This is a genomic window from Thiovibrio sp. JS02 (assembly GCF_053485635.1).
Genome location: NZ_CM130715.1, coordinates 3,378,202 through 3,397,650, shown reverse-complemented (window position 1 = coordinate 3,397,650; position 19,449 = coordinate 3,378,202). Strand labels below are relative to the sequence as shown.

Sequence of the window (19,449 nt, the reverse complement as noted above, 5' to 3'; positions counted from 1 at the left end):
GGCCGGCCGCCTCACTGGCCGCCCTGCACCACGGCCCTCAGCATCCGTACCGTTTCATGCATCTGCCCGGCCTGGCCGCTCAGCTCCTCCGCGGCGCTGGCCGCCTCCTCGGCGGTGGCCGCGTTCTGCTGGGTCACCGTGTCCAGCGCGCTGATCCCCAGGTTGACCTGGCCGATGCCGGTGGCCTGTTCCCGTGAGGCCACGGCGATCTCGTCCATGAGAGAGGCGATTTTCGCCGTGCCTTCTGCGGCTGCCTGAAAGGAATCATTGGTGGCGTTCACCAGCCTGGAGCCGGCCTGCACCTTCTCCACCGTTCCCTCGATGAGTCCGGCCGTGTTTCTTGCCGCCTCCGAGGCCCGCATGGCAAGGTTCCGCACCTCATCGGCGACCACGGCAAAACCCGCGCCGGCCTCCCCGGCCCGCGCCGCCTCCACCGCCGCGTTCAAGGCCAGCAGATTGGTCTGGAAGGCGATTTCGTCAATGGTCTTGATGATTTTTGAGGTTTCCTCACTGGCCTGGCGTATTTCGGCCATGGAGCGGGTGAGCTGCGCCATGGACTCGTTGGCGTTTTCAATGGTCTGTCGCGCCTCCTTGACAAGGGAATCCGCCTGGCTGACATTGTCGGCATTCTGCCGGGTCATGCTGGAAACCTCTTCCATGGAGGCGGACGTTTCCTCGATGGCCGCCGCCTGATTGCTGGCGCCGTCCGCCACGGCCTGGCTGGCCGAGGCAACCTGGCCCGCGGCGGAATTCACCTCCAGGGCCCCGTTGTCCAGGTCCGCGCTGATTCCTTCCAGGGCGGAACTGATCCGGGCGGAAAGCAGAGTCGCCAGCAAGAGGCTGAAGGCAATGATCGCCAAGCCTGTCGCGGTGGTAAAGAGAAGCGAGTTTCTCGAAGCGGCGATGATGATCTCAGCCTGCGCCGCAAGCGCGCTGGCCACCCTGCTTTCCACTTCCTTCATCAGGTCGATCTTCCCGGTCATGGTGTTGAACCAGCGCTCGGCTTCGACCCCGAAGCCGCTCTCGACATCCTCTTTCAGTTTCGCCAGCACGGATTTCTCAATGTCCGCCACCGCAAGCGCTGCGGCCCCCTGCATTTTCTCCTCGTACAAGCCGAGGAGCGCGGGATCCGCAAAGATGAAAAAATTGTTCAAGAGCGAAGCCTGTTCGGAAAGAAGCTGCACGAACTTCCGCCGCATTCCCGGAGCAAAGGCGTCTTTGGCAAAGGTGTTGCTCAGCACCGCCCGCTCGATCCCCATCCGCTCCTTGGCCTCCACGAAATTATAATAGGCGACCAGGGATTTCATGAGGCCGGCATCGGTGCTGATCCGGGCGATCTGGGGAATGACGGCCAGCGCCTTCTCGATGGCCCCGCTGTAAACGGCAACGGCCTCAGGGCCGCCAATGCTCTGACTGTCCACCTTTTCCCGAAGCGGCGCCAATTCGTCCAGCCCGAGCAAGGCCTTTTGCAAGGCCGAAGCAAAGCCGGCATCCCCTTTGTCCGCGGTGGAGTCCGCGAGATACTCCTTGAGAACGGCCCGGCGCTGGTCCGTCTCCTTGCGCTGGGCCGGCAGTCTGTCAGCGAATTTATTGCCCTGGCTGCCCAGAAACCCCGCGGTCATCCCTCTCTCTTTCTGCGCTTCATGGGCGAGTTCGGTGATCATGCCGGCGATGGCGGCAAGCTCCTGAAGGGCCGTCGCCTCCTTCAACGTTCCATAGCGCTCCACCCCATTGCTGATAAGGATGCCGACAAGAAAAAAAACCGGGACCGAGACGAGAATCCGCATCTGACTTTTAATGGAAAACCGCTTGAGGAAGGACATGCGCGAAACCTCCGGCTGGTGAGGGGGAAGCGGTTTTGCGCCCGCAGAGGGAAAAGAGCGCAACCGCACGAGATGGCGGCCATGCCGTCACCTAAATAACTGACTTAATTTATTCAAAAAAAGAATTGATATAAGTCAAGCCCGGAAAATTTCCGCGCATTTTCCGGAGGCAGTCCCTATTTCAGATTGAATCTCTTCTTTGCCTCGTTGACGATGCGCTCGGCAGCCGGCGGGCAGACATTCCCGGTCGCCTGCCCGCAACAGACAGTGGCGGAAGCCCAATTGCAGCCGCTTCGATCATCTATCCTCATGCGCACTATGGCGTCGAAGCGGCACTCCTCAAGCTGGCCGGCCCGTTGCAGCTCCTTGTTCAGATACGAGAGCAGTTCCTTTTCAGAGACCAGTGTCCTTTCCATGCCGTCCCTCCTTTCCGGGGTTATCTTCCCGGAGGCTGCGAAACATTTTTTTCCCGCCGCTCCGGCACATACTGCTGCACCAGCTTCCCCTCCCGCCACTCCTTGGAAACATAAAGATTGCAGTAACAGCTGCCATACTCCCTGACATCCGGCTCCCGGTACGCGCAGGGGCAGATGATGTCCTGGTCCTTTTCCCGGTTCCCCGAGGCAAGCCGGCAGGGGCAGGACATGTAGCCGTAACGCTTCCTGTTGATCAGGAGCCCGTCCAGCAGCTCAAGGGTGCTTTCCTTGTCCTGGCCAAAGAAATACCCCTTTTCCTCCTGGCTGTTCCGTAAGGTTTCGTAAAGCGTTTCCCGATCCATGCCTTACCCTCCCAAGGCCTTCAGGATCTCGTCTTCCCGGAAGCCGACGATGACTGTTGGGCCAACGATGATGGTGGGGAAGGAAGAGCGCGGATTGACTTTCTCCACCTCGGCCAGGGCTTTTTCCCTTTCCGGGCCGGCAAGCAGGTCCACGTCGGTGGCGGTGTAGCGAACGGCGCGGGCATCAAGCATTCTCTTGGCCTTTTTGCAGTGGAGGCAGGTGCTCAGGGTGTAGAGCCGGACTGCTTTGTCGCTGGACATGGCCACTCCTTGTCGACGGACGGAATTGTTCTTACCGCTATTAGAGAGCATGCGCTGGAGGGTTGTCAACCATTAGCCTTGCCGCACTTCCGCCTGTGAAAAAATTTTCCGCCATGGTATAGAGTTGCCTGAAATTTTACCGGCGCTGTTCATGTTAGGCAGGACTGACCACAGAAGAGGATCCGCATGGGTGAAGCACGAAAACAGCTTGAGGATTTTATGGCGGCCTGGCAGGAAATGGCCGCAGGCAGCAAGGCCAGCTTCGTAAGGCTTGTCGGGCATCTTGCCGCGCAGCCCGGAATAACCATCGACTTCCAGGCCCGGCCGGGGCTCACCTACTCCCTGCGCGCCAGCCACGCCACTCGGGAAAACAGGGCCATGTTCGCCATGGTGGACGTGATTGAGGCCGATCCGCGCTGGCTCTCGGTCTGTTTTTACGACGAACTGATCAGCGATCCGGAGGAACGGGGCGACGTCGTGCCCGGCGGCCTCCTGGGGGAAAATGCCCGCTGCTTCGACCTGGAGGGGTATGATGGTGCCTCTCTCTCCTATGTGGAGGCAAGGCTTACGGAAGCCTGCCGGAATGCGGGGGCGACCTGATGCCGGTCCGATCCGCATGGGGGAGCTGCCGCCGCCCCCTCTTGCTGCTGGCGAACAATCAGTTCCGCTGCAAGGGAAGGCCGGCAGCCTTCCAGGCGCTGATTCCGCCCTGCAGATTGTAGATCTCCGGATATCCCTTACGGTAAAAATACTGACCCACCGCATAGCTGCGACCGCCCACCGCGCAGATCAAAAGCAGCGGCCTGCCCGTGGGCAGGGTCATTCTCCCGCGGGCGATCTCGCCGAAGGGCACCAGTTGCGAGCCGGGGATCACGCCCTCCCACAACTCCTCAGGGGAACGGACATCGATGAGCAGCAGGTCCTTGCGGGTTTCCATGAGCTCCCTGGCCTCCCTGGGACCCAGCGAACGGAAGATCGGCCCCTGCTGCTGGCCGGTTACGGCTGTCTGCCTGTTTTCGGCCGAGCCTCCGTCCCCGCAGGAAACAATGGTCAGCAGCAGAGCCAAGGCTGCAAAAAGCGGCATAAATTTTTTCATCTGAAACCCTCTTTTTTTCTCTCTTCATCACGGCCGGACCTTAACCGGCTGACGCTCCTTTAATAGGGCACTCTACCTCCACCGGAGCCCCTTGGCAAGCTCCTGTTTTTGGCAGCCCCCTCGGCCGCCACCTTACCATCTCATTGCAATTGCGCTATTTCAAAAAACCCTTGACCGGAACTTCTCCCCAGGCTATTAAGTGTTTAATAATTTTATTATATACTGTTATTTCGGCAGGCCCACATTCCAGGACGGAGAAGACGATGACGCACAAATTTCTGGCCGGCCTCGCGCTTGCCCTCACCCTCACCTTTTCCGCCCTGCCGGCCAGGGCCGACCTGAGCACGGACCTGCAAAATCTGCTGGCCCAGGGAACCGTCCTGCGCGGCGAGCTTGCGGCAATCAGCGTCGGCGAAGGGAGCACCTGCACGCAACTGGGCGCCCTCAACACCTCCCTTGAGGATTTCCTGGCTTTCCTCGACGCGGTGACCGGCCAACTGGAAGCCCCCCTGATTGTCACCAGCACCGATCTGACCTCCCTCGACGCCCTTGCCGGGCTTGCCAAGGACATGGCCGCCGACTCGGTGCGCCTTTCCTGGGAGCTGACGGGCATCGAGAATCTGGCGGAACTCTTTGAGTACCGTTCAGCCCTGAGCGCCATGCTCCGCCTCTCCGACGACATCGGCAAAATGGCGAACCGCATCCTGGAAATGGCGGACCGCATCCTGGTCATGGCCGATAACATCGGCGCCATGGCCGACCGCATCCTCGTCAGCCAGCAACTGCAGAACAGCAACATTGCCCTGACCCAGGCCTCGCTCCTTGCCACTCAGCAGAACATGGTGAGCCTCAGCGACAGCCTTTCCACCATTACCTACAACCTTACCCTGGGCCAGGTGGCAAACAGCGCCGACCTGCTGGGCTACGAAATGGGCACCCTCACCCTGACCGCCAGCAACATGGCCTCGGAGCTGGCCCGGCTGGAGACCATGACCGGCACCCTTCTCACCACCACCGTGGATCTCCATGCCTGGATGAGCGTGAACGCCGGGAGCGCCAGCCATTACCTCAACGGCGACACCCTCACCCTTCTGGGCGACCTTTCCGCCATCCACCAGGCCCTGGCCTTTTCCCTGGAAACCTATGCCCACGCCATCAACCAGCTCGCGCCGCTCACCGAAACTCCGGTTCTTGCCGATGCCACCGCCAGCATGCTGCGCCTCAGCGCCGACATCGGTCTGATGGCCGGCCGGGTCATGGAGATGACCGACAAGATCATCGTCATGGCGGACAATATCGGCCTGATGGCCGACAATATCGTGGCCACCCAGGAACTGCAGCAGAGCAACATCGAACTCACGGAAAACTCGCTGCTCACCGCGCAGAACGTCACCATCACCGTTATCGAGAACTACCTGGGCCAATAAGAAACCCCGAGGAGAACAGCCATGACTTCCATTACCCGCAACAGCGTTATCACGGCCCTGATCCTTTTGCTCGGGATCTGGCTTCAGCCTGCGCAGGCCCGGGCAGCCCTGCTTGACGACATGAACACCCTGGTGATCGAGGCCGAGGCCCTCGATGGCCAACTCAAGGGAATCACCCTTGCCGCCGACTCGGTGTGCGGCCCCCTGGTGCAGGCAAACCAGGCCGCCCGCAATCTGGTCGGCAGCATCGCCCTGGTGGACCAGAGCCTTGCCGCCCCTCTGCAGGTGGATGCCGATGTGCTTTCCGCCCTTGCCCAGCTCACCTTCCTCAACCTGAGTCTTGCCAATGAGGGGCTGCGCCTCGCCACCGACCTCCAGTACCTGTCCCAGACCGCCCAGGCACTGACCATCAAGGACGGCATCGTGGCCATGCTGCAGCTTGCCGACGATATCGGCGCCATGGCCGACCGGATCGGCGAGATGGCCGACAAGATCCTGGTGATGAGCGACAACATCGGCCTCATGGCGGATCGGATTCTGCTCACCCAGGAGATCCAGAACCAGAACGTGCTCCTTACCCAGCAATCCATTCTGCAGACCCAGACCAACATGCTCGCCGTGGTTTCCCTGGTGGAAACCGGCAGCTACAACCTGAGCCTGGACACGCTGACGGTGGAGGGGCAGTTGCTTGCCGCGCGGATGGCGGCCGTGATTTTGAATCCCTTGACCATGAAAACCGAGCTGGCCGCGGTTGCCACCGATGTACACGCCTTTCTCGGCCAGGTGACCACCGCCTACGCCACCATTGCCCAGCAGTCGGCGACCAGCACCATGTACATCAACGCCACCACCCTGACCAGCCTGGCCAATCTCTCCCTCATGCTCACCTCCCTGGCCACCGCGGTGGACGGCTATGTCATCGCCATCGACGGCCTGAAAAATCTCACCTCCAGCACCACCCTCTCCGCCTCGCTGGCCAGCCTGCTCCAGCTTTCCGCCGACATCGGGGTCATGGCCAACCGCATCCTGGAGATGGGCGACCAGATCCTGCGCATGGCCGACAACATCGGCATGGAAGCGGAGCAGATCCTCGTCAGCCAACAGCTGCAGAGCGCCAACGTGGCCACCACCCAGGCCTCGATCCTGGCGGCCCAGAACCTGGCGATCACCATCATCGCGGCAAGAAGCCTGTAAGCAATGGCGCCCCCAATTTTCGCAATGAACAGGCGACTGATCCGCAAGGATTGGCCGCCTGTTTTTTTTGGCTCTGGCCAGAACTGGCTGTCGCTGCTATACTTTTTTGGGAAGGAAACAAAGAAGCCGAAAAAAAGGAGAGCAATGCTCAAAAAACTCTTCGCCCTCGCCAATATCGCTCTCGGTCTTTACTGCATGAAATGGGGCTGGGAACGGCAGGGGATCTATCTGGTCACCGTCTTTTTCGCGGGCAGCGTCATGGCCGTGTTCGGCCTTGCCCTCCTCTTCCTGCCGGAAAAAAAGAAAAAGCCACTCAAGTACAAGGATGTCTACCGCGAGGAAGAGTAGTTTTCCGGGCGGGCACACGAATTTCTGGCGGATGCGGCTTTCGCGTCCGCCTTTTTTTCTGCCCGGCTCACGGACCGGCGCTGATGCTGAGCAGGGCGGCGAGCACGGCCTTGATATCGCCTTCGCTGTTGAAAAAACCCGGCGAAAGGCGCAAGGTCCCCTCGGGGAAGGTGCCGATGCTGCGATGGGCGGCCGGCGCGCAGTGCAGACCGGCCCTGACCATGATCCCGTAGCGGCGGTCAAGAAGGAAGGCCAGTTCCGCAACGCTCTTGCCCCGCATGCGCAGGGAGACCACCGACCCGCGGCCGGGGCCGGCCGGCGGCCCGTAAACGGTGAGGGTCGGAATCCGGGCCAACCCCGCGAGCAGGAGGCGGGTAAGCTTTTCCTCATGCCTCCGGATGGTTTCCATCCCTGTCTTGTTGATAAAGGCAAGCCCTGCCGCCAAACCGGCGATCCCCAAGGTGTTGGGAGTGCCCGGCTCATAGCAGTCCGGGGCGAGCAGCGGCTGCTGCTCTTCCTCGGAATTGCTGCCGGTGCCGCCCATCATCAACGGCGACAGCGGCAACCCTTTTGCAAAGACGAATCCGCCGGTGCCGGTGGGGCCGAACAGGGCCTTGTGGCCGGTAAAGGCGAGAAAATCAATGGCCATGGCCTCGACATCAATGGGGAAAACGCCGGCGGACTGGGCCGCGTCCACCATGAAGAGCGCGCCGCCTTTGCGGCTGCCGATGGCGGCGAGATCCGCCAGGGCGCCGGTGACGTTGGAGGCATGGTTGACGACGATGAGGCGGGTGTTTTTTCTGAGCCGGGCCGGAATACCATCGGGGTCGATTTCGCCGCTGGCCGTGGCGGGCAGGATCTCGACGGCGACCCCCCGCTTTTTTTCAAGATGGCGCAGGGGCCGCATCACCGAATTGTGCTCCAGGCCGGAAGTCAGCACATGATCCCCGGAATTGAGCAGGCCGAAGAGACCGACGTTGAGGGATTCGGTGACATTGCTGGTGAACACCGCCCTGCTTGAATCCGAACAGCCGAAAAATTCGGCCACCGCCTCCCTGGCCTCGAAAATCACCCGGCTGGCGGCAAGGGAAAAGGCGTGCGCGGACCGGCCGGGGCTGAGAGAGATTTCCTTGAGCAGCCGGGACATGGCCGCCTCCACCTCAGGCGGCTTGGGGAAGGAGGTGGCGGCGTTGTCGAGATAGATCCTGTTATCGCTCTGCATGGGGGACGATCACGGCAAGGGATGCGGACGACAAGAGAAACGGCTTGATGACGGTCGGACCAGATTGTGTATCTTCCGCCCTCGTCACTCGCCACCCGCCGCCCTGTTGGCTAATAGGGACTGATCACCTTGTCCGCGTTGCGCATGGAGTCCATGATGTCAAACATGTTGGTAACCTCGCCCACCAGCAGGTTTTCCGAAAGATTAAAAAAATCCAGGCAGGTGCCGCAGGAGTAAATTTTCACCCCCCGTTCGGCAAGCTCCCGCAACGGCTCAATGAGGTCCGATTCCGTGGCCGTGATTTTTACCCCGGTATTGTAGAAAAATATTTTTCGCGGCAGCGGCGCGATGCTCTTGATGGTCTTGATGAAGGCCCGCATCAGCACGTTGCCCAGCGGGTCGTTGCCGCGGCCCATGGTGTCGGCGGGAATGACATAGATGTTGCCGTGCCCCGCCACCTCGCAGGTGTATGCTTCCACCGGCTGGGCATCCGTGGCCGGCTCGGCCCCCTTGCCCTTGTTGATGGTCACGTGATGGGTTTTGCCCGAAGAACGGATCTCCACCTCGCAGCCCTGGCTTTTGCCGAAACGGGCCACATTGCTTTTCGAGGCATCGTTGTCGACAATGACCTCCACCGTGCCATGGGCGAGCTCATCGAGGACTTCCTTGGTCTTGATCACGGGCTGGGGGCAGACCATCCCCCGGCAATCGATCACGGTACGCATGGCATTTTCTCTAAAAACTTGGCCGGGGCATTCATGTCAATCGTTAAAGCTGAGCCGACGCACCAGGGAACGGACAACCTCCTTGGTGTCGGAGTCAATGGTGGGCGCGGAAAAACCGGTATCATAAAAATCCGGGTTGATATCATTGCTGCTCCACATGCTCTTTGCTTCGAAATAAAGGTCTTTCTGGGCAAAATAGCCTTCGGGCAGCATCATGCGCAGGCGGTAGACGCGGTTGGTGGGAATGCGCTGCTTGCTCACCAGCTTGAGCCCGCCGGTGGTGATATCGACGAGGTGGCCCAGGAGCTGGTTGGCCTCGTCGTCATACACTTCGAGATAATAGACAAGATGCCTTCTTTTCAAGGACCGTGCATCATCTTCCGCCATGAGATCCTCCCTCCTCTTGCTCGCGAAGGTTACCGGGCTTTTTGGCCAATGCGCTCCAGCATGAAATCGATAACCTCGGCAGGGGTCATGCCGGAGGAGTCGATCACGATTGCGTCGTCCGCCGCCTTGAGAGGGGCCAGGGCACGCCTGCTGTCATCATAGTCGCGTTTCTCGATCTGGTCCAGAATTTCCTGATAGTCGGTTTCCTGCCCCTTTTCCCTCAGCTGGGCATGCCGGCGGCGGGCCCGCTCTGCGGGGCTGGCGTCGAGGAAAAACTTGTGGGCCGCCCCGGGGAAAACCACCGTGCCCATGTCCCGGCCCTCGGCGACGATGCCGCCCTCTTCACCGAGCTTCTGCTGGAGCCTGGTCAGCTTTTCCCGCACCAGCGGATTGGCGGAAACCCGCGAAGCGACCAGCCCCATCGCCGGGGTGCGGATGGCCGCGGAAACGTCCTCGCCATTGAGAAAGACCCTGATGTCGTCATCGCCGTTGGGCTCAAGGCGCAGCTCGATGGCGGCCAGACAGTTCCGCAGCGCCACGTCGTCATCCAGGGCGATCCCCTGCCGCTCAACCTGAAGCCCCACCGCCCGGTACATGGCGCCGGTGTCCAGATAGGTGAAATGGAGCCGGGCCGCCAGCCCCCGACTGATGGTGCTCTTGCCGGCGCCGGAAGGGCCGTCGATGGTGACGATGGCATGCCGGTCAACCATAGCGCAGCTCTTTTAAGGCCGCGGCCAGGGCGGAGACAAAGCGCTGATTCTCGGCGGGGGTTCCCACGGTGATGCGGATATAGTCAGGGAAACCATAGGCCTGCATGGGCCGGACAATGACGCCCTTGCCGAGCATCTGCTCATAGAGCCGTTTTCCGTCCCCCTTCACGTCGATGAGAAAGAAGTTGGTCTGGCTGGGGAAGGCTTTACAGCCCAACTTCTCCACCTCCCTGCTCAACCAGGCGATTCCCTCCCTGGTGAGGGTCAGGGTGTTTTGGTAATGCGCCTCGTCGGCCAGGGCAGCCAGGGCGCCGGCCTGACCGGGCAGGTTGACGTTGAAAGGCTGCCGCACCCGGTGCAGGTAGTCGGCGATCTGCGGATGCATCATGCCGTAGCCCACCCTGAGACCAGCCAGGCCGTAGGCCTTGGAAAAGGTGCGCAGGGCCACCACCGGTACCCGGTGGTCGAGATACCTGCGGGCGTCGATCTTTTTTTCGGCGTCGACAAAATCCACATAGGCCTCGTCCAGGGCGACGATGACCTTCTCGGGCACCTTGGCCAGGAAAGTGCTGAAATCCGCGGCGCTGAAGATGGTGCCCGTGGGGTTATTGGGGTTGTCCAGAAAAATGAGTCTGGTTTTCTCGGTGATCGCCGCGGCGATGGCGTCCAGATCATGACGCATGTCCTTGAGCGGCACCACAATGTTGATGCCGTCCTGGGCCTGAACCGCCTTCTGGTAGACGAGGAAGGTGGGGTGGCTGGTGATCACCTCCTCTCCGGGCGCCAGAAAGGCGGCGATCAGCAGCTGGATGATCTCGTTGGAGCCGTTGCCGAAGACGAGCTGGTTCTGGGCAATCCCGATCTTCTCCGCCAGGGCCTGGCCCAGGTAGTAGCAGCTGCCGTCCGGATAGCGGTGCAGATTCCCCAGACAGTCGGCCACGGCGGCCACGGCCTTGGGCGAGGGGCCCAGGGCGTTCTCGTTGGAAGCAAGCTTGATGGAGCCGGTGATGCCGTATTCGCGCTCCAGCTCCTCCAGGGGCTTGCCCGGCGGGTAGGGAATAAGGCTGGCTATGTTGTCACGGATGGGAAGCTTCATGGAAAGATCCTCAAGAGAAAAAAGAGGCAAAAGGGTGGGGAGACGGAATTGCATTCCGCCCCCGGCCATTCATAATCCCGGTTTCCGGCCGGCAAGCCCGAGGCGCTGCTCCAGGGCATAGGCGGCCCGCAGGAGCTTTTCCTCGGCAAAATGGCCGGCCTGGAGCTGCAGACCGATGGGCAGCCCTCCTTCGCTCATCCCGCAGGGCACCGACATGCCAGGCAGGCCGGCCAGGTTTGTGGAGATGGTGAGGATATCGGAAAGATACATGCTCAAGGGGTCGTCGACCTTTTCCCCGATCTTCCAGGCCGGGGCCGGAGTCACCGGGGAGGCCAGCAGGTCGCACTGGCTGAAGGCCTTGCGGTAGTCCTCGACAATGAGGGTGCGCACCTGGGAGGCCTTCTTGTAATAGGCATCGTAGTAGCCGGAGGAAAGCGCATAGGTGCCGATGATGATCCGCCGCTTCACTTCCTCGCCGAAGCCCAGGGAGCGAGTGTGTCGGTACATGTCCAGCAGGGTGTCCTGCTCCATGTCGCGGAAACCGTATTTCACCCCGTCGTAACGGGCCAGGTTGGAGCTGGCTTCGGCCGGCGCGATGATGTAATAGGCCGCCACCCCATACTCGGTGTGGGGCAGGGAGATTTCCACCGTCCTGGCCCCGGCTTCACCCAGAAGGGCGATGCCGTTCCTGACCGCCGCCTCGACCTCGGGGGCAAGACCGGCGCCGAAATACTCCTGGGGGATGCCGATGGTAAGCCCTTTCAGGTCCGGGACAAGGGCCGCGGTATAATCGGGCACCGGCTGCTGCACCGAGGTGGAATCGCGCCGGTCATAGCCGCTGATCGCATTCAGCATGATGGCCGCGTCACGGACATCCTTGCTGAGCGGACCGATCTGATCGAGGGATGAGGCATAGGCAAGCAAGCCGAAACGGGAAACCCGGCCGTAGGTGGGCTTGATGCCGACCACCCCGCAGTGGGAGGCGGGTTGACGGATGGAGCCGCCGGTATCGGAGCCCAGGGAGGCGATGCATTCGTCCGCCGCCACCGAGGCGGCGGAGCCGCCGCTGGAACCGCCGCAGACATGGGCGAGATTCCAGGGATTCTTCGGCACGCCGTAGGCGCAGTTTTCATTGGAGGAGCCCATGGCGAACTCGTCCATGCTCGCCTTGCCGACGATGATCGCCCCGGCCTCCCTGAGCCTGGCCACCACGGTGGCATCGTAGGGCGGGATAAAGGGGGCGAGGATCTTCGAACCGGCGGTGGTGCGCAGTCCCTTGGTGCAGAGCACATCCTTCACGGAAACGGGGATACCGCAAAGGCTCCCCGCCTCTCCCCGGCCGCGGCGCGCATCCGCTTCCGCCGCCTGGGCCAGAGCCCCCTCTCCGTCGAGGGTGATGAAGGCGTTCACTCTGGGCTCGACCGCCTCAATGCGGTCAAGAACCGAACGGGTGATCTCCACGGCAGTGACCTCTTTCCTGGCGAGAAGATCCTGCAGGGCATGAATGGTGAGGCTGTGAAGTTCCATAACTCTTACGCCATCGGCCACAAAACCGGCAGCGCCTCTTACGCTGAATTTCTATCGCCGCAACGGATGGGCCGTTGCGCATGACCGATGGAGCCAACAAAAAAGGACCTCTGCGCAGGAGGTCCGTCCGGAACTGCGCTGCGCCGTAAGCAGAGCAGCGAAAAAAGGCGAAACGCTCAGATGACCCGGGGCACCACAAAGGCCTCGCCGTTCTGCAGAGGCCCGTTCGCCAGGGCTTCCGCCTGGGGCAAGGAGGGCTTGACCTCGTCGGCGCGGAAGGCGTTCCGCACCGCCAGGGCATGGGTGGTGACCGGGATGCCCGTGGTGTCCAGTTCGTTCAGTTTTTCCACATAGCTCAGGATACGGTCCAGCTGGGCGGTGGTTTTTTCCACCTCAGCCGGACTCAATTCGAGCCGCGCCAGTTTGGCCACGTATGTCACTTCTTCCGGGGTGATTTTCATGTGTTGACTCTTACCGCATTCCGCAATGCAAGTCAATCGCTAATGGCGGCGGAGAAAGGGACCCGCCGGGCTTCCGGGGAGGGGTGAGGCCGGCGGCGATGAGAAAATGCAGAACATCCCTTCGACAACAAGCAGGCCGGCAGCGATCGCCTTTTGCCCCGCGAAATCAGGCCGTTCCCGACTTGCCCTGGCTCTGCAGCACCTCGACAAAGACCTTGACGATCTCCGGGTCGAACTGGCTGCCGGCGCAGCGCTGCAGCTCGGCGATGGCATCCCTGGTGCCCATGTTCTGCTTGTAGCTGCGCTTGGAGGTCATGGCATCGTAGCTGTCCGCCACGGTGATGATCTTGGTCAGATGGTCCAGCTCGTCGCCGAGCAGGCCGTCGGGATACCCCTTGCCGTCCATGCGTTCGTGATGATGGCGGACAATGAACAGTTCCTGCTGCATGAAGGCCAGGGGCTTGATGATGTTGGCCCCGATCTCGGGGTGTTTTTTCATGAGGATCCACTCCTCGTCGGAAAGCGGCCCCGGCTTTCTGATGTAGTTGACATCGACGACCAGCTTGCCGATATCATGCACCTGACAGGCCCGCTCCAGCACCACCAGCTCATCATGACCGAGGCGCATGGCCCGGCCGATGATCATGGCATGGTGGGTGACCCGGGTGGTATGGCCGGCGGTGTACATATCCTTTTCTTCGAGGGCGGTCTGCAGGGTGAGCATGGTATTGAGGGCGGAGACCTCGAGGTTATGACTGTACTCCTCAAGAAGCATGTTTTTTTCCGCCAGCTCCCTGGTTTTGCTGCGCACCTCCGCCTCGAGATTTTCCTTGTACGCCTTCTCCTGCAAGACATACATCCGTTTCTCGATGGCCCGTTTCACCTTGATATTGAAGATGTCGAGATCCTCGATGGGCTTGGGGATGAAATCGTAGGCCCCGAGGTTGATGGCCTTGACCGCATACTCCATGGAGCCTGCGCCGGTGAGAAAGATCACCGGGATGCCCAGATCCTTTTCGTTGAGGAGCTTCAAGGTTTCAAAGCCGTCCAGCCCCGGCATGTTGATATCGAGGATGATGAGGTCGAACTCGCTGTTGATGGCGGCGATGGCCTCTTCACCGCTGGCACAGGGGGTGACCTCGTGGCCGAACATATTGAGGATTTTGTGAACCGCTTCCCGGACCAGGCTGTCGTCGTCCGCTATGAGAATCTTTGCCTGCGCCATGATGATGGATGCACCTGCCTTTGCAATCGTATGAAATGTGCCGTAACGAGGAGATGGCGGCCGAAATCCGCCGCCACCCTTCCTAATAACACCGATTTTCCTCTAAAAAGTCCAGTATTTTTTTGCGGCCTTCAGGGCATCATCCAGGGCCGGCAGCGGTTTATCCGCCTCCCGCAAAGCATTAAGAGTCGCGCCGGCCAGGGCGCTTTCCCCCGCCATTTCCTTCAGGGTTGCCAGCACTCCCTCCCTCAGCCCCTGCAAATTATAGCCCCCTTCCAGAACCATGACCAGCCGCCCATGACAGAGCTCCTCGGCCAGCTCGACCAGCACCCTGCTCATGTAGGCAAAGCCGTTGACGGTGACCGCCATGGTGCCCAAGGGGTCGGAGACATAGGTGTCGTACCCGGCCGAGATCATGATACAATCAGGCCTGTACCGGCGGGCGATGGGAACGAAGAGTTCGTTGAAGATGCGGGCAAAGGACTCATCGGTCTGGCCGCCGGGCAGGGGCACGTTGACGGTGTAGCCTTCGCCCTTGCCCCGCCCCGCTTCCTGCAGGCCGCCGCTCCCGGGGAAATAGGGGTACTGGTGGGTCGAACAGTAGAGAACCTGGTCGGTGTCATAAAAGGAGTGCTGGGTGCCATTGCCGTGGTGGATATCCCAGTCGACGATGAAGATCCGCTCCATGCCGAGATGGGCAAGAGCGTAACGGGCGCCCACCGCGATATTGTTGAACAGGCAGAACCCGCTGGCATGATCCCTTTCCGCATGGTGGCCGGGCGGCCGCACCAGGGCGGCGGCATTGTCCGCCTCGCCGCTCGCCACCAGCTTGAGGCCGGCGATGACGGCGCCGGCCGCCAGGCAGGCCGCGTCATAGGAGCGGGGCGAGGTGTGGGTGTCCGGGTCGAGAGCGGCAAACTGGCTGCCCGCGGTCTCGGCAACACGGTTGATATGGTCCTCGCTGTGGTTCAAAGCCAGCTCGCCGAAGCTTGCCGGCGCAAACTCCGGGAAAAGAAAGCGTTCCCGGTTTTCCGGCTTGTCCAGCTCTTCGTAGATGACCGAAAGGCGCTCCGGGCACTCCACATGGGTATAGCCCGGATCGTGCTCAAGAAAGAGACGGTCCTTCAGAACCGCGGTTTTTCTGCGCATGGCGTATCGCTCCCAACATGAATGGTTCTTGTTTCCGTGACCAGATAGTGCAGTCGCTGGTCATGGGCCTCGACGGGCACGCGCCTGATTACCTGCAGGTCATAGGCCAAGCCGATGCGCAGGGCCCGGGCCGCCTCGTTGCCCAGGAACCGGTCATAGTAGCCGCCGCCGTAGCCCAGCCGCCCTCCCTGGGCATCAAAGACGCTGCCGGGCACGATGACCACTTCGAGGCCGGCCGGCGCGACCAGGGGCAATCCTTTGGCCGGCTCCGGAATCCGGCAGTAGCCTGGCACCAGATCGCGGTCAGGATCGGCCAGGGAATACGCTTCGAGCCGGCGGCCGGCGGTAACGGTCAGGGGTACGCTCACCGCTTTGCCCCGGGCCAGGCAATCCCTGATCAGAGGCAGGGTTTCCACCTCGCTGCGGAAATTGACATAGACCAGGATGCTTTTCGCCTCGGCAAAAACAGGCAGGGCCCAGAGGCGACCGGCAATGGCCAGGCTTTTTGCGGCCCTTTCCCCGACAGGCAGGCGATCCCGGGCGGCCAGGATTCTTTTGCGCAGGGCGGCCCTTTCCTCGGCATGCATATTTTCTTTCTCATCCCTCTCTTTTTCCATGGGCAATCGCGACTCCATTCAGCTAACCATATTGCGCCGACTTTGCCAATCATCACTTCCACATACCGCGATTTCTCCGGCCCAGGATCATGCAAACCCAGGGCACTGCGCCCCGGTCCACGGCGTTATCCCCTTGATCTTGGGAGTGCGGGTCGGTATTTTGTTTGCTGCGCAGTAAGCCACCCTGATTGTTCTTGCCACCACGAAGGATCCCTTATGCTTGAAGAATGGCAACGCCTGGAAACCGCCGGCATGGCGGTGTATGTACATCCTGAAAAACCGGACTGGTTTGTCCCCGATGCCGGGGCGGACCGCTGCCTTGCCGAATTGCGGCGGTGCGACTCGCCGGATCTCGCCGCCTGCGCCATGGGCGCCGAAGAAACCTCCCTGGCGGCCCGGCTGCTGACCGCGCACCGCCTTGCCTCCCAACTCGCCCCGGACAGCATCGCGCCCTACCACGGCCGCGCCGAAGCGCTTTCCTTGACAAATCTCAAGGAATGCTGGATCCACCTCACCGACCGCTGCAACCTGGCCTGCCGGCACTGCCTCTTCGCCTCCTCGCCGGCCCAGGCCGCCACCCTGCCCAGGGAGCTGCTCGCCCAGGCCATCGCCGAGGCCAAAGACCTGGGCTGCACCCTCTTCTATTTCACCGGCGGCGAACCCTTTCTTTATGAAGGCTTTCCCGAGATTCTCGCCGAGCTGCTGCGGGATCCGCTGCTGCATGCGGTGGTGCTCAGCAACGGCCTGCTCATCGGCGCCCACCTCGCCTCCCTTGCCGGCCTGCCCAAAGAGCGCCTCCACCTCCAGCTCAGCCTGGACGGCCGCAAGGAGCAGCATGAGGCACTGCGGGGGGCCGGCACCTTTGCCCGCCTGCAGGAAAGCCTGGACCTGCTCAAAGAGGCGGGCTTCAACGCCACCCTCTCTGTCGCGGTGAACCGCGCCAACGTTCTCGACCTGGCGGAACTGGTCGCCTTTGCCGGCAGCCGGGGCGTAAGGAATATCCATCTGCTCTGGCACTTTGTCCGCGGCAAGGGCAGCCGGGACCAGTTCGTGCCGCCGGAGGAGATTCTCCCCGAGCTCATCCGGGCACAGGCGGCCGCACAGATCCACGGCGTGCTCATCGACAACGTGGAAACCCTGAAGAGCCAGATCTTCAGCTCCCCGGGCACCCGCTTCGATCTTGCCAACACCGCCTGGGAATCCCTGGCCGTGGGGCCCGACGCCAACATCTACCCCTCGCCGGCCCTGGTGGGCATTCCGGCACTCGCCTGCGGGAACCTGCGCGACGGCCTTGCCCAGGCGTGGCGGCACAGCCCCGTGCTCAAGAAAATCCGGCGGGCCTCGCTCATCGACAGCGAGGCCTACCGGAAAAATCCTCTCAAGTTCATCATCGGCGGCGGCGATATCGACCACAGCTTTCTCGCGGGCGGCGACTTCGTCGGCCACGACCCCTATGTGCCCCTCTACAACGGCCTCGCCCTCTGGCTCATTGCCGAACAGGCCCGCCAATATCCCGGCGCCTCGCGGGGCGGCCTCCTGCTCAGGATGGGCGATGTCCGCCACGACTGCCCCGAGGGCGGCCCGGTCAGCCTGACCCACTGCAATTGCGTGATCTCGCTCTCCGATGACCTGGGCCACAGCACGGTGCGCGAATTCTATGCCGCCGCGGCCCTCACCGCCAAGGAGGATATCGCCAACCCCTTTGCCCCGGCGCAGGCCCTGGCCACCTTTATCCCGGCGGAGTCCAGAAAGAAATCCTACGGCTGCGGCAGCCCGGTTCAGGACGCGGCTCCGCGTTCCGGCGAGGTGCTGGTGGACCTGGGCAGCGGCAGCGGGGTCGAATGCTTTCTGGCCGCGGCGGAAGTGGGGCCCAGGGGCAGGGTCTACGGCATCGACATGACCGACGAAATGCTCAACCTGGCAAACAAATCAAAAAAAGAGGTGATCGCCCGCCTCGGCTACGACAACCTGGAATTCAAAAAAGGCTTTCTTGAGGCCCTGCCCCTGGCGGACAATTGCGCCGATGTGGTGATCTCAAACTGCGTGATCAACTTAAGCCCCGACAAGCGCCGCACCTTCCACGAGGTGTTCCGCGTACTCAAGCCTGGTGGCCGCATGGTGGTTTCCGACATCGTCACCGACCGGCCAATCCCGGTCCGGATCAGGAACAACGAAAAATTCCGGGGCGAATGCCTGGGCGGCGCCCTGCTGCAGGAGGACTTGCTCGCCATGCTCCGTGGCTGCGGCTTCAGCGGGGCCAGGCTGGTAAAACGCTTTCCCTATCGCAGGGAGGGCGGCGTACAGTTCTACTCCCTTACCTTCCGGGTCGTCAAACCCGTGGCCGCGCAGGAGGTGGAGGTGATCTACCGGGGTCCCTTCAGCGCGGCGCACACCGAAAGCGGCGCCCTGCTTCTGGCCGGGAAACGGACCAGATTAAGCCTTGCCGAGGCGGAAGGCCTCGGGGATTCGGTCTTCATCCTGGCGGCGGATGGAGCCGTGACCAATGTGAAGATGGAAAACAGCTGCTGCCCGCCCTCCCCGGCGGGAAAGATTCTGCCCATGGCCGCTCCCCCGCCGATCATCCCTCCTGCCGACGGCTGCGATTGCACGGTTGCCCCGAAAGGGAGAAACGCCGCCAAGATCGTGACCCTGTCGGCTCCGGGCAGGGGAAACGGTCGCCACCAGTCCGGCTGCATGGCCTGCGGTAGGGAAATCACCTATCTCCACCACGAAGAGGCTCATTCCTGCTACTACTGCGGGGGAGCGCACAAAACCAGCGCCATCTGCACGGCAGGCCACTTTATCTGCGATGACTGCCACCAGGAGGACGGCCTTTCCGCCATCCGGGTGATCTGCACCGAAACCGGGGAGCGGGATATGCTGGCCCTGCTCGCCAAGATCCGCCGCCACCCGGCCGTGCCCATGCACGGCCCGGAGCATCATGCCATGGTCCCCGGCATCATCCTGGCAACGTATCGGAACCGGGGCGGAGCGATCGGCAAGGAATCGATCCTCACCGGCATCGAGCGGGGCAGCAAGGTGCCCGGCGGAGTTTGCGGCTTCTGGGGCAATTGCGGAGCCGCGACCGGGGTGGGCATCGCTTACAGCGTCCTGCTTGCCGCCACCCCTCTCACCCCCCAGGCCCGGCAACTGGCCCAGGAAATCACCTCGCGGGTTCTGGGCGAGATCGCCCATATCAAAGGCGCGCGCTGCTGCCAGCGGGAAACGGTCACCGCCTTAAGGGAGGCGGCGGTCATCTCCCACGGCCTGCTGCCGACTCCCCTTCTCGCCGAGGCGGATTTTTATTGCCGGCAATTCGCCGCCAACCGGGAGTGCATTCGCGGCCAATGCCCCTTGTGGAAGAAGCAAGAAACCGAACTGACGGCCGAGCGCTGAGGGAAGG

Annotated in this window: 20 protein-coding genes; 5 read left to right on the top strand and 15 right to left on the bottom strand. The window is 61.9% G+C overall.

From position 1 onward, the window contains the following. Positions 1–11: 11 nt before the first annotated feature. The 4 genes from ACUUL3_RS15610 to ACUUL3_RS15595 form a co-directional block, all read right to left on the bottom strand. Positions 12–1,823, bottom strand: coding sequence for a methyl-accepting chemotaxis protein (locus ACUUL3_RS15610; RefSeq protein WP_448552904.1), 1,812 nt, complete (start codon positions 1,821–1,823; stop codon positions 12–14). A gap of 176 nt (positions 1,824–1,999) precedes the next feature. Next, positions 2,000–2,239: a hypothetical protein gene (locus ACUUL3_RS15605; protein WP_448552902.1), complete on the bottom strand. Its 240-nt coding sequence runs from the start codon at positions 2,237–2,239 to the stop codon at positions 2,000–2,002. A 20-nt stretch (positions 2,240–2,259) separates the two neighbouring features. Continuing rightward, positions 2,260–2,601 carry a ferredoxin-thioredoxin reductase catalytic domain-containing protein gene (locus ACUUL3_RS15600; RefSeq protein WP_448552900.1) on the bottom strand — a complete coding sequence of 114 codons (342 nt, stop codon included), beginning with the start codon at positions 2,599–2,601 and terminating at the stop codon, positions 2,260–2,262. A 3-nt stretch (positions 2,602–2,604) separates the two neighbouring features. Beyond that, positions 2,605–2,862 (bottom strand): glutaredoxin family protein, encoded by a 258-nt coding sequence (locus tag ACUUL3_RS15595; protein WP_448552899.1) that lies wholly within the window; start codon positions 2,860–2,862, stop codon positions 2,605–2,607. Positions 2,863–3,048: 186 nt separating this feature from the next. On the opposite strand from ACUUL3_RS15595, the gene ACUUL3_RS15590 reads away from it, so the two are divergent. Further along, the gene (locus ACUUL3_RS15590; RefSeq protein WP_448552897.1) at positions 3,049–3,462 is read left to right on the top strand and encodes a hypothetical protein; all 414 of its coding nucleotides are present in this window, start codon (positions 3,049–3,051) and stop codon (positions 3,460–3,462) included. Between the two features lie 58 nt (positions 3,463–3,520). Here ACUUL3_RS15590 and ACUUL3_RS15585 read toward each other — a convergent pair whose 3' ends face one another. After that, positions 3,521–3,958: a rhodanese-like domain-containing protein gene (locus ACUUL3_RS15585; RefSeq protein ID WP_448552895.1), complete on the bottom strand. Its 438-nt coding sequence runs from the start codon at positions 3,956–3,958 to the stop codon at positions 3,521–3,523. A 263-nt stretch (positions 3,959–4,221) separates the two neighbouring features. On the opposite strand from ACUUL3_RS15585, the gene ACUUL3_RS15580 reads away from it, so the two are divergent. The 3 genes from ACUUL3_RS15580 (at position 4,222) to ACUUL3_RS15570 (ending at position 6,927) form a co-directional block, all read left to right on the top strand. Next, on the top strand, positions 4,222–5,385 hold the full coding sequence (locus ACUUL3_RS15580) for a hypothetical protein (protein WP_448552893.1): 1,164 nt from the start codon (positions 4,222–4,224) through the stop codon (positions 5,383–5,385). Between the two features lie 21 nt (positions 5,386–5,406). Further along, positions 5,407–6,579, top strand: coding sequence for a hypothetical protein (locus tag ACUUL3_RS15575; protein ID WP_448552891.1), 1,173 nt, complete (start codon positions 5,407–5,409; stop codon positions 6,577–6,579). Positions 6,580–6,723: 144 nt separating this feature from the next. After that, positions 6,724–6,927: a hypothetical protein gene (locus ACUUL3_RS15570; protein ID WP_448552889.1), complete on the top strand. Its 204-nt coding sequence runs from the start codon at positions 6,724–6,726 to the stop codon at positions 6,925–6,927. A gap of 67 nt (positions 6,928–6,994) precedes the next feature. Here ACUUL3_RS15570 and ACUUL3_RS15565 read toward each other — a convergent pair whose 3' ends face one another. The 10 genes from ACUUL3_RS15565 to ACUUL3_RS15520 all read right to left on the bottom strand — a co-directional run bounded on the left by ACUUL3_RS15565 (position 6,995) and on the right by ACUUL3_RS15520 (position 16,046). Continuing rightward, positions 6,995–8,149: an aminotransferase class V-fold PLP-dependent enzyme gene (locus ACUUL3_RS15565; protein ID WP_448552887.1), complete on the bottom strand. Its 1,155-nt coding sequence runs from the start codon at positions 8,147–8,149 to the stop codon at positions 6,995–6,997. 110 nt (positions 8,150–8,259) lie between these two features. Next, a complete protein-coding gene (gene yedF / locus ACUUL3_RS15560; RefSeq protein ID WP_448552885.1) occupies positions 8,260–8,874 on the bottom strand; it encodes a sulfurtransferase-like selenium metabolism protein YedF in 615 nt (204 codons plus the stop codon). Between the two features lie 36 nt (positions 8,875–8,910). Further along, positions 8,911–9,261 carry a PilZ domain-containing protein gene (locus ACUUL3_RS15555; RefSeq protein ID WP_448552883.1) on the bottom strand — a complete coding sequence of 117 codons (351 nt, stop codon included), beginning with the start codon at positions 9,259–9,261 and terminating at the stop codon, positions 8,911–8,913. A gap of 29 nt (positions 9,262–9,290) precedes the next feature. Then, entirely contained in the window at positions 9,291–9,971 is a 681-nt protein-coding gene (cmk, locus tag ACUUL3_RS15550) for a (d)CMP kinase (RefSeq protein ID WP_448552881.1), read from the bottom strand. Continuing rightward, positions 9,964–11,067, bottom strand: a complete 1,104-nt coding sequence (gene hisC / locus ACUUL3_RS15545; RefSeq protein ID WP_448552879.1) for a histidinol-phosphate transaminase — start codon at positions 11,065–11,067, stop codon at positions 9,964–9,966. The genes cmk and hisC overlap by 8 nt, the downstream gene beginning before the upstream one ends. 69 nt (positions 11,068–11,136) lie before the next feature. Next, positions 11,137–12,594 carry an Asp-tRNA(Asn)/Glu-tRNA(Gln) amidotransferase subunit GatA gene (gene gatA / locus ACUUL3_RS15540; RefSeq protein ID WP_448552877.1) on the bottom strand — a complete coding sequence of 486 codons (1,458 nt, stop codon included), beginning with the start codon at positions 12,592–12,594 and terminating at the stop codon, positions 11,137–11,139. Between the two features lie 176 nt (positions 12,595–12,770). Further along, positions 12,771–13,055 (bottom strand): Asp-tRNA(Asn)/Glu-tRNA(Gln) amidotransferase subunit GatC, encoded by a 285-nt coding sequence (gatC, locus tag ACUUL3_RS15535; RefSeq protein WP_448552876.1) that lies wholly within the window; start codon positions 13,053–13,055, stop codon positions 12,771–12,773. 166 nt (positions 13,056–13,221) lie between these two features. After that, the gene (locus ACUUL3_RS15530) at positions 13,222–14,280 is read right to left on the bottom strand and encodes an HD domain-containing phosphohydrolase (RefSeq protein ID WP_448552874.1); all 1,059 of its coding nucleotides are present in this window, start codon (positions 14,278–14,280) and stop codon (positions 13,222–13,224) included. Between the two features lie 102 nt (positions 14,281–14,382). Then, a complete protein-coding gene (locus ACUUL3_RS15525; protein ID WP_448552872.1) occupies positions 14,383–15,429 on the bottom strand; it encodes a histone deacetylase family protein in 1,047 nt (348 codons plus the stop codon). Continuing rightward, complete coding sequence (locus ACUUL3_RS15520) at positions 15,405–16,046, bottom strand: 5-formyltetrahydrofolate cyclo-ligase (protein WP_448552870.1); 642 nt, start codon at positions 16,044–16,046, stop codon at positions 15,405–15,407. Before ACUUL3_RS15520 ends, ACUUL3_RS15525 begins: the two co-directional genes overlap by 25 nt. Positions 16,047–16,262: 216 nt before the next feature. Between ACUUL3_RS15520 and ACUUL3_RS15515 the strand changes: the two genes are divergently transcribed. Then, a complete protein-coding gene (locus ACUUL3_RS15515) occupies positions 16,263–19,442 on the top strand; it encodes a DUF5714 domain-containing protein (protein WP_448552869.1) in 3,180 nt (1,059 codons plus the stop codon). Positions 19,443–19,449 lie beyond the last annotated feature (7 nt).